Here is an 8,018-nt window from a genome sequence, read left to right as displayed (position 1 = left end):
CTGGGTGAGCGCGACGAGTTCAAGAACGAGATCCAGGAGATCGAGGAGAAGCTCAAGAACAAGCGGATGAGCAAGGAGGCCACGCTCAAGGTCAAGAAGGAGCTCAAGAAGCTCCGGATGATGAGCCCGATGAGCGCCGAGGCCACCGTCGTTCGCAACTACATCGACTGGATCATCAGCCTCCCTTGGTACGAGGAGACCCAGGATCGCCTGGATGTCGTCGAGGCCGAGCGGGTGCTCAACGAGGACCACTACGGCCTCAAGCGCCCCAAGGAGCGCATCCTCGAGTACCTCGCCGTGCAGCAGCTGGTGAAGAAGCTCAAGGGCCCCGTGCTCTGCTTCGTCGGGCCTCCGGGCGTCGGCAAGACGTCGCTGGCGCGCTCCATCGCCCGCGCCACCGGCCGCAAGTTCGTGCGTCTGTCCCTGGGCGGCGTGCGTGACGAGGCGGAAATCCGCGGCCACCGGCGCACGTACATCGGCGCCATGCCGGGCAAGCTCATCCAGTCGCTGAAGAAGGCGGGCAGCAACAACCCCGTCTTCCTGCTCGACGAGATCGACAAGATGTCCACGGACTTCCGTGGCGACCCGAGCGCGGCGCTGCTCGAGGTGCTCGACCCGGAGCAGAACCACAACTTCAACGACCACTACCTCGACCTGGACTACGACCTGTCGAAGGTGATGTTCATCTGCACCGCGAACACGATGCACAACATCCCCGGTCCCCTCCAGGACCGCATGGAGGTCATCCGCATCGCCGGCTACACCGAGCCGGAGAAGCTCAACATCGCGCGGCGCTACCTGATCCCCAAGGAGCAGGAAGCCAACGGGCTCCTGGAGCTCAAGATCGACATCACCAACGACGCGCTGCGGACCATCGTCCACCGCTACACGCGCGAGTCGGGCGTGCGCTCGCTGGAGCGTGAGATCGGCGGCGTGTACCGCAAGATCGCTCGCGACATCCTGAAGAACGGCAGGCGCGACATCGTGGTCGATCGCAAGCAGGCGATGAAGTACCTGGGCACCCCGCGCTTCCGCTACGGCGTGGCCGAGCGCGAGGACCAGGTGGGCATCGTCACCGGACTGGCCTGGACCGAGATGGGCGGGGAGATCCTCACCACCGAGGCCACGATCATGCCGGGCAAGGGCAAGCTCATCATCACCGGCAAGCTGGGCGAGGTGATGCAGGAGTCGGCCCAGGCGGCCATGTCGTACGTGCGCTCGCGCGCCGATCGCTTCGGGATCGACCGCAAGATGTTCGAGAACTACGACATCCACGTGCACCTGCCCGAGGGCGCCATCCCCAAGGACGGTCCGTCCGCCGGTGTGACCATGTGCACCGCGCTCGTGTCCGCGCTCACCCGCGTCCAGGTGCGCAGGGACGTGGCCATGACGGGGGAAATCACCCTGCGCGGCCGCGTGCTGCCCATCGGTGGTCTGAAGGAGAAGACCCTCGCCGCCCACCGCGCCGGCATCAAGACGGTCCTCATCCCCAAGGCCAACAAGAAGGACCTGAAGGACATCCCGAAGAAGATCCGTCAGGCGCTCCGCATCGTCCCGGTGGAGTTCGTGGACGAGGTGCTGCGCGAGGCCCTGGTCCTCGAGAAGCCCGAGGAGTTCGGCCGCAGGGCGGAGTCCTCCAAGGGCTCGGACGTCGCGGGCAACCCCACGGCCGGGGCTCCGGCCTAGCGGTCTCGGGCTGAAGCTTGATGAAATTCACGGGCCCCGGGGAAACTCCCCGGGGCCCGTTGCTTTATCGGATGTAAATCCAACCGCGCTGCGGGTGCGTCGACCACGGAGCAAAAGCGAACGAGCCCGCGCCGATTGCAGCCCCGTCGTAGGGCCGGTAACACCCGAACCCGATGGCGGCATCAGGGGTCCCACAGTCATTCTCGTTGTTCATGATCAACCCGAAGCGGCATTGAGAGATATAAGCTCCACCCAGGGAGAGGTTGTATCCAGAGACGTTGCAGTACGGCTCGGAGTCGTAAACCGAGTCGCTCGTGGTGTCCCAGGCCATGAAGGTCGCGCGTTGGATGCCAGCATTGATGGCCGGACCCGCGAAAAGCGCCAACGCCGATGAGGCGGACCTGGTCTCGACGAGGCAGTTCGTCCGCGAGCCCAGACAGAAGCGGATGCCCGTGAACGCGGCGGTGTTGAAGGCTGGGCTCTTCATGTCCACATCGGTGCTCGGATCGAGTACTGCCCCGTTGAGGGTCGTGGAACTCGTCCAGTGTGTCGAAGAGAAGCTGAACACCGAGCTGGAACTCCGTGTCATGGCGATGAGCGTCCAGCCTCCCCCATTCCCCACCATGTCGCAGTAGGCGTTGAACGGCGCCGCTCCTCCCACCCCATCCGGGTCGATGGTGTAGACACCACTGGCTGCGGCGGGGTTGGTCGCCAGCAACCCCTTGCAACTGGTTGTATCGCAAGTCGCCACCGCTCCCGTGAAGGTGCTGGAGGTCGAGAGCCTGAGCGCGTTGCCCACCGTGACAGTGATCTGCGGGGCTGCTCCCCCCGGCGGCACGCAGGAGGGCCCTGTCCAGACGACCTCGCTGGTGTCATCGGTCGTGCTCTGGGCGGAGAGCGTACCGAAGCTCGGCGTCCAGGAGAAGGAGAGGCGGCTGGCTTGGGGATCCATCGCCCGCACCCGAAAGGTGATGCTGCCACTCGTGCCTGCGGTTTGGGAGGTCTCCACGAACACCGGGGGACGCGGAGTGGTGAGCGGGCTGGAGGAAGGGGACTCGTCGTCCCCGAGGTTGTAGGTGCTTCCCAGGCCCAGCTGACCATGGGTGTTGCGGCCCCAGCAGCGGGGCTCGCCCGAACTCGGCAGGGCACAGGTATGCCAGGCACCCGCGGCGATGTGGAAGGCCATGGTGCCGCCGAGGTTCACATTCGTGCCGGGCGGCGAGGAGAGAGAGGCCGTATTGCCCAGGCCAAGCTGTCCGGACTCGTTGCGGCCCCAGCACTTGAGGACGCCAGGGCTCAGCAGGGCACAGGTGTGCTCGGCGCCGGTGGCGAGCTGAAGGACCGTGCCCCCCACGCTCACGCTCCCCGCCGTGGCCGGCGTCTCGTCGTCGCCGATGGAGTGGGTATGGCCTTGGCCCAGTTGGCCATGGGCATTGCGGCCCCAGCAGCGCACGGAGCCGGTGGTGAGTCGGGCGCAGGTGTGCTGGCTGGTGCTGGAGCTGGTGAGTTGCACGATGGCGCCGCCCAGGCTGACGTCGCCTGCGCTGGCCGGGGACTCGTCGTCGCCAATAGGGCGGGTATGGCCGTAGCCGAGTTGGCCGGAGTCGTTGCGCCCCCAGCAGCGCACGGCGCCGGTGGAGAGCAGGGCACAGGTATGCCAGGCGCCCGCGACGAGGTGCTGGACGGAGCCGCCCACGTCGACATCCCCGGAGGGCAGCTCGTCATCGCCGATGGGGCGGGTGTGGCGCAGACCGAGCTGGCCGTAGCCATTGTGGCCCCAGCAGCGCACCTTGCCGGTATCCAGCAGGGCGCAGGTGTGGGCGAAGCCAGCCACCAGCTCGACGGCCCGGCCACCGAAGGGGACATAACCGGAGCTGGAGATGGCCTCGTCATCACCGAGGGAGCGGGTGTGGCCATAGCCGAGCTGGCCAGCGTCGTTGCGACCCCAGCAACGTACGGCACCACCCTCCAGCAGGGCGCAGGTGTGGTGGCCGCCCACGGCGAGCTGGGAGCCGCTCTCCGCCAGGGGGACGTTGCCCACCGAGGAGCGGGGCTCGTCGTCACCCAGGGAGCGGGTGTGGCCCTGGCCGAGCTGCCCCTGGGCATTGAGGCCCCAGCAGCGCGAGGCCCCGCCGCCGAGCAGGACACAGGTATGGCTCTCGCCAGCGAGCAGGGACTTGAAGGCGGTGTCCTCGGTGGGGTTGTCGGGGAACTGGTTGGGCGCCAGGACGTAGAGCAGGGTGGTGGTGCCTCCCTCCGCGTCTATCACCTCCAGGCGCAGGGTGCCTTGCAGCTCGGGGGTGTAGCCCTGGAGCAGGGTGGGGTTGGCCTGGGCGCTGAAGGAGGGTGCCGGCTCGGAGGTGCCATCGCGAGTGAAGCTCCAGGCGTAGGAGAGCTCGGAAAGGGGCCGGTTGTCGGAGACGGAGGACTCGAAGGCCACCTGGGGAGTACCCGGCACGCGCGCGGCGTTCAGGGCGTTGATGACGGGGTTGAAGCGGACAACGAAGGAGGTGTCGCGCACGCCCTCGGAGGAGGGAGGACGGACACGGAGGCGGAAGGTGGTGCGGACGGAATGGCCGTCCCGGTTGGTGAGGCGGATGGAGTGAGTGAAGTCGGTGGCGGAGGGGACTTCGGGGGCGGTGTAGCGGATGACGAGGGTGGCGGAGGTGCCTGCCAGGAGGAGGCTGCCCTGGGAGGGGAGGAAGGTGCCGCCGGCAGTGCCGCTGGAGCCCTCGATGACGTAGTCGAGGCGCTCGCCAGCGCGAGCCTCGACGAAAAAGCTGAGGGGGAAGCTCTGCGAGGGGAAGAGCTCGGCGGCGGGGAGGGTGATGCGCTGGACGCGGGGCAGGGAGATGTCCGCGCCGTGGGAGGCGGGAGCCAGAAAGATGCTCACTGGGGTGTCGTCCTCGGTGAGGGTCTGGTGGGTGGAGCCCCGGAAGAGTTCGTTCCCCAAGGTGTTGGAGGCGGTGGCGATGAAGGAGAGGGGTTTGTTCTTGGGAAGGAAGGGGAGTCGGCCCGTCCAGCGACCATCGGAGCCTTGGGAGAGATTGACGTCGCGGAAGAGCGAGGGGGTGCTGCCATCCGCCTCGCGGAGGAGGACGTCGATGCGGACGCGGGTGACGTCCTGGAAGGAGATGGCGAGGGGGGAGACGGGAATCGCCAGCGAGGAGGGGCCAGCGCCCTGGGAGGAGGCGAGCAGCTCGCTGGAGCCAATGGAGAAGGAGACGGTGACGGTGTCCGCTGCCCCGGAAGCAGATGGGTCCTCGGAGAGAGTGCTCTTGCAACCCAGAGCCAGCCCGAGGAGGGCCAGCAGCAAGAGGTGCAAGGCCGTCTTGCTCACGGAAATGGCGGAGGATGAAAGGACAGGCATTGTTGTGACCTTGAATCTAGCGGACGTACATCTGGATGTAGTTCTGAGCTGCGCCTGACACGCCCGTGTTGAGACCCAGCGCGTAGCCAAATCCAGAGGAGTTCACTTCTGGCGTCGTAGCGCTCGAGTGGATGTCAGGGCCAAACGACGCCCAGGAGGGATCATCGAAAGGACACCCATTGTTATCGCCGATGCTCCAGTTTGGACCGTAGGTCGAATTCGAACTACCACCACTCTGGCAGTACGACACACTGGCGGTGCCATCGAGGTCCCCCTGGTGGAAATAGAGATCGGTGTCACAGAGCTTTCCGGATACCGACAGGGTGCCCGCGGTCATGGGGTAGCCGTTGCCGGCGAGCGAGAGATTGCACACCGGAGCGCTGATGGCGGCCATGAAGCTGGCGATGGAGGTGCTTCCATTGCCCACTCCCGCGTAGGCCGCCCATTTCCCCGAGGGAGCATGGATGAAGAGCAGGTCCTTGAAGGGCACGGAGCTTTGCGCGGAGGACTTGAAGTCCTTGTTGCGTGCGAGGACATTCCCGACAGGCGTCGTGTTGGTCATCAGGGTTCGCTGCTGCCAGGTCCAGGTCGCCTGACCGTCATCACTGCTGACCATCGTCAGGGTCCAACCCCCTCCATTCGTGGTCATGTCACAGAAGACTTGGAAGGGCGTGAGAGGCCCGTTGTTGTCGGGGTCGATGGTGTAGACACCACTCGCTGCGGCGGGGTTGGTCGCCAACCAGCCCTTGCAACTGGATTGAATGCAGGAGTTCGCCGTCACCACGGGGGTGAAGGCCGTGGAGGTCACGAGCCCGAAGGCATTGGTCACCGTGACCGTCACCGTGGGAGTGACACCCGGTGTGGTGCAGGTGGGGGCCGTCCAACTCGCCTGGCTGGTGTCGCTGGCCGTCGTGTCTTTGGAGAGCGTTCCCGTATTGGACGTCCAGGAGAAGGAGAGGCCGCTGGCCTGGGGATCCATGGCCTGCACCAGGAGGGTGAGGGAGCCGCCGCCCGTGACGGTCGGCGCGGACTGGGAGGTCTCTACGACGACGGGGGGACGCGGAGTGGTGAGGGCCGCGCCGGAGGGGGATTCGTTATCACCGAGGTTGTAGGTGTTTCCCAGGCCCAGCTGACCATGGGTGTTGCGGCCCCAGCAGCGGGGCTCGCCCGCGCTCGGCAGGGCACAGGTGTGCCAGGCGCCCGCGGCGAGGTGGAAGGCCATGGTGCCGCCGAGGTTCACACTCGTGCCGGGCGGCGTGGAGAGGGAGGCCGTATTGCCAAGGCCGAGCTGTCCGGACTCGTTGCGGCCCCAGCACTTGAGGACGCCGGGGCTCAGCAGGGCGCAGGTGTGCTCGGCGCCGGTGGCGAGCTGAAGGACCGTGCCCCCCACGCTCACGCTCCCCGCCGTGGCTGGTGTCTCGTCGTCGCCGATGGAGTGGGTATGGCCTTGGCCCAATTGGCCATGGGCGTTGCGGCCCCAGCAACGCACGGCGCCGGTGGTGAGCCGGGCGCAGGTGTGCTGGCTGGTGCTGGAACTGGCGAGCTGCAGGACGGAGCCGCCCAGGCTGACGTCGCCTGCACTGGCCGGGGACTCGTCGTCGCCAATGGGGCGGGTGTGGTTCAAGCCGAGTTGGCCGGAGTCATTGCGCCCCCAGCAGCGCACGGCGCCGGTGGAGAGCAGGGCGCAGGTGTGCCAGGCCCCCGCGACGAGGTGTCGGACGGAGCCGCCCACGTCGACATCCCCGGAGGGCAGCTCGTCATCGCCAATGGGGCGGGTGTGGAGCAGGCCGAGCTGACCATGGCCATTGTGGCCCCAGCAACGCACCTTGCCGGTGTCCAGCAGGGCGCAGGTGTGCGCGGAGCCAGCCACCAGTTCGACGGCCCGGCCACCGAAAGGGACATAGCCGGAGCCGGAGACGGCCTCGTCGTCACCGAGGGAGCGGGTATGGCCATAGCCGAGCTGGCCGGAGTCGTTGCGACCCCAGCAACGTACGGCACCACCCTCCAGCAGCGCGCAGGAGTGGTGGCCGCCCACGGCGAGCTGGAGGCCGCTCTCCGCCAGGGGGACGTTGCCCACCGAGGAGCGGGGCTCGTCGTCGCCCAGGGAGCGGGTGTGGCCTTGGCCAAGCTGGCCCTGGGCATTGAGGCCCCAGCAGCGCGGGGCACCGTTGGCGGACAGGACACAGGTATGGCCCTCGCCCGCGAGCAGGGACTTGAAGGCGGTGTCCTCGGTGGGGTTATCGAGGAACTGGTTGGGCGCCAGGACGTAGAGCAGGGTGGTCTTCCCGCCCTCCCCGTCCGTCACTTCCAGGCGCAGGGTGCCTTGCAGCTCGGGGGTGTAGCCCTGCAGCAGGGTGGGGTTGGCCTGGGAGGAGAAGGTGGGCGGCTCAGAGGGGCCATCGGCGGTGAGGGCCCAGGTGTAGGAAAGCTCGGAAAGGGGCCGGTCATCGGAGACAGAGGCCTCGAGGGCCACCTGGGGCGCACCCGGTGCGCGCGCGGCGCTCAAGGCGTTGATGACGGGATTGAAGCGGACGGCGAAGGAGGTGTCGCGCACGCCCTCGGAGGAGGGGGGACGGACGCGGAGGCGAAAGGTGGTGCTAAGGGAGTGGCCGTCCCGGTTGGTGAGGCGGATGGAATGGGAGAAGTCGGTGGTGGAGGGAACCTCGGGGGCGGTGTAGCGGATGACGAGGGTGGCGGAGGTGCCTACCAGGAGGAGGCTGCCCTGGGAGGGGAAGAAGGGGCCGCTGACCGCGCCGCTGGCCCCCTCGATGACGTAGTCGAGGCGCTCGCCGGCGCGGGCCTCGACGAGGAAGTGCAGGGGGTAGCTCTGCTCGGGGAAGAGCTCGGCGGGGAGGGTGATGCGTTGGATGCGAGGGAGGGTGGCGCTCGCGCCATGGGTGGCCGGAACCAGAAAGATGCTCACCGGGGTGTTGTCCTCGGTGAGGGTCTGGTCGGTGGAGCC

General features: G+C 67.3%; 3 protein-coding genes. 1 reads left to right on the top strand and 2 read right to left on the bottom strand.

What is annotated here, in order from left to right; translation table 11 throughout:
- Positions 1 to 1,686 (top strand): endopeptidase La (gene lon, locus VF794_RS18500; RefSeq protein ID WP_331112211.1); only part of this gene is annotated, 1,686 nt, incomplete at its 5' end.
- 64 nt (positions 1,687 to 1,750) lie between these two features.
- Here the strand turns inward: lon and VF794_RS18495 are convergent.
- Together VF794_RS18495 and VF794_RS18490 are read right to left on the bottom strand one after the other, a co-directional pair.
- A complete protein-coding gene (locus tag VF794_RS18495; protein WP_331112209.1) occupies positions 1,751 to 5,011 on the bottom strand; it encodes a fibrinogen-like YCDxxxxGGGW domain-containing protein in 3,261 nt (1,086 codons plus the stop codon).
- Positions 5,012 to 5,072: 61 nt separating this feature from the next.
- A partial coding sequence (locus VF794_RS18490) for a fibrinogen-like YCDxxxxGGGW domain-containing protein (protein WP_331112207.1) occupies positions 5,073 to 8,018 on the bottom strand: 2,946 nt, incomplete at its 5' end.

Source organism: Archangium sp. (assembly GCF_036389735.1).
In the GTDB taxonomy this organism is placed as follows: domain Bacteria; phylum Myxococcota; class Myxococcia; order Myxococcales; family Myxococcaceae; genus Archangium.
This window is presented reverse-complemented; position numbering and strand designations above follow the sequence as displayed.